Origin of the sequence: Legionella nagasakiensis (assembly GCF_900639915.1) — a bacterium.
Classification (GTDB): Bacteria; Pseudomonadota; Gammaproteobacteria; order Legionellales; family Legionellaceae; genus Legionella_A; species Legionella_A nagasakiensis.
The window spans coordinates 1-2,506 of record NZ_CAAAID010000026.1 but is presented as its reverse complement, the minus strand read 5'-3'; the positions used below and the strand labels follow the sequence as shown (position 1 = coordinate 2,506).

Sequence of the window (2,506 nt, the reverse complement as noted above, 5' to 3'; positions counted from 1 at the left end):
GACAGAGGCATTGCCAACCCTTAGAACAGTTATACCAACAGCACAGAGAGCCTTGTCAAGCTTACGTTTTTTTTCCGAAACACCTAATTTTCACCCCCATAGCGAAGAATATCTTGCGGCACAACGGGCAGCAATGTCCCGTGCAGAGATATCAACGGAAATCACCCGCTTGCCAGAAGGCACACGTCTTATAGGACCTAACGTGCAAGTTCAGGAGCCTCATCTCATGGGTAGTGTTCCCGTATACACACGTGAATCGTTACCCAAACTAAGCGAAAGAGAAAAACAAACTCTTTTAGACATGAAAGAGAAATATTTTGGAAGACTCGTGGAATATGAAGTACCAAAGGAAATCGATTGTGTGACTGGTAAAACCGACCATGGTGAACCGGTCTTTTACGTTCATCATCGAGCTCTGGCTATGAAGCGTTCTCGTGAGCCTCTTGATGAGTTGCTCGATGAATCCATTACTTTACTAGACACACCTAGACCTTAATAAAAAACCCATCTTCTTGTTCTATCATTAATAATTGGCAGATTGAACCCAACATCAACCTGCCAACCCCTTTTTTATCGTCTCCGTTAGATTAGTTCCTCTATGGAGAAAGAATACCAAGAGAAAAAAGGCTTATCCACAGAATTTGTAGATAAGCCCATTAATGTGCTCATTAAACCCTGTGGCACAGTAATATGGATAAATTCAGAAATTAATCAATCACATCGTTGGCCTCACTCCAGGCTCTTCTGCCTTATCCTTAATATGGGCCTCTTCCAGAACACGTTCTGTTGGTGCTAAAATCATTTTTTTAAAGTCTTCCCAGGCAATTGGTTTTCCCGCTCTATCTGTTGCCACAGGCTTAGTAACGCCAAGATGTTCTCCATTAGGTACACCCTTCTCATAAGCATTTCTTATAACCCGCCAAACCTGTGATTCGGAAGGAATGAATTTCTCGAAACCATGTTTTACTCGGTCCTCAACGGCATCAAAAAACTCAGGCTCAATCGTCACCCCCATTTTCATGGCTTTCTTGAGGATTGCGTTTTCCCAAGCCGTTGTTAACAGGACTGCATTTGATTCACGAAGATCATAATAACCAAGCGCTGCTTGAATTTTTAAATAATTTAATGCCATATTACCATCTGGTACTACCGTACCTCGTAAATCCATAGCTTTTTTTGTTGATACGCCGGCTGCTGAAACAAATGTTTTAATAGCATCTGGGTTAGGTGCTGTATCGACATACCTGACTCTATCTGATTCTCCTGTCACCAATTCACGAGCTAACCTAAAGCCCATGGCTGAGTAGATTTGTGATATCTCCACACGCATTTCAATCTTTTTACCACTAAATAAATCTTTACCAATAATGAGGACAGTTTTATCAGGTAATGGATCTATTTGAGATTCTTCAAGTTGAACGGCTGCATGTAAAACCCCTTTTAGATCAGGCAAAACCCTATCACCCGGAGGAATCAGGTGAACAATGGGTCCTAAATTACTAAAATCACGACACGCCCAGTAAGCATTCAATCCGCTTCCTACTATAATGCGCGGAATGTTTGATTCTTTTTTGGATACTGAATAAGCATCGCCAAAATGTTGTACTGGGATTCCTTCTGGCCCAATAGGCACGCGCCCTGTATGTACGATCTCATAATCTTCATCAGTACCAACTCTTTCTATCATGTCGCCCCAGTGAATGATCGCACCCTTTGAAGTTGCCTCAATGCGATCAACAGGATCTTCAATCAAATGAAATCCTCTTTCACGTAATTGCCGTCTTTGTTCTTCCTCAACTTTGGCCATCATTTCAAAATTCATTAAAGAATTCTCAGGAAATTTAGAGAAAAAGTGTTTTACAATACGTCGGCTTACCTCAGGAAGATAATTCATTGACTGGCCCCATGGTTGCATGAACCAGTCCGGGTGAAGCTTTAACAACCAGGATGGAGTACTGACAACTGTCGTCGTCTCACAAATCTCTGGATATTTTTCAGCTTGTTTTAATAACATCGCCTGCGTAGCTATGCCACCAATCATTATTTTGTATTTTGGACGCACTTCCTCACTCTTGTCCATGTCGTCTGTATAAGCAACATTTCTATGTTTAACGCGAGGCTCAACAATAACTGGTCCCCTATATAGGGTTGAACTGGTTGAACTAAATTCCTGATAACGAAAAGGAATAAAGACCTCCTTTAGTCTCGGACCAGCAAATTCGCCCACTTGATACAGCTTGCTAACTGTAAATCGTATCATAATGTCACCCCGCTCAATGATTAGCTTATATATAAATTTTACACTATAATTATTAATTAATTATTAAGAGAAATAATTGGACATACATGAATCTTTGTATGGGACAATTTTTTAAAAGCAATTCTCCAATGTTTTAATATGAATAGACTTTAAGTATTTAAGGAACAAATTAGAATTGATTTTAAAATTAGTTAAAAAATTGCGTAAGGAATCAAGACCAAGTCTAAAGAAAGAATTTTGAGGTCT

At 39.9% G+C, this 2,506-nt stretch carries 2 protein-coding genes; one reads left to right on the top strand and one right to left on the bottom strand.

The features are described 5' to 3' along the window. A partial coding sequence (locus E1O52_RS12870; protein ID WP_207384209.1) for a hypothetical protein occupies positions 1–496 on the top strand: 496 nt, incomplete at its 5' end. A gap of 219 nt (positions 497–715) precedes the next feature. Here E1O52_RS12870 and E1O52_RS12865 read toward each other — a convergent pair. After that, positions 716–2,260 (bottom strand): hypothetical protein, encoded by a 1,545-nt coding sequence (locus E1O52_RS12865; RefSeq protein ID WP_133129047.1) that lies wholly within the window; start codon positions 2,258–2,260, stop codon positions 716–718. Between the last annotated feature and the right edge of the window lie 246 nt (positions 2,261–2,506).

Excerpts from the sequence above, each read along its gene's own strand:
- E1O52_RS12865 (WP_133129047.1), bottom strand. The coding sequence starts at position 2,260 with ATGATACGATTTACAGTTAGCAAGCTGTATCAAGTGGGCGAATTTGCT.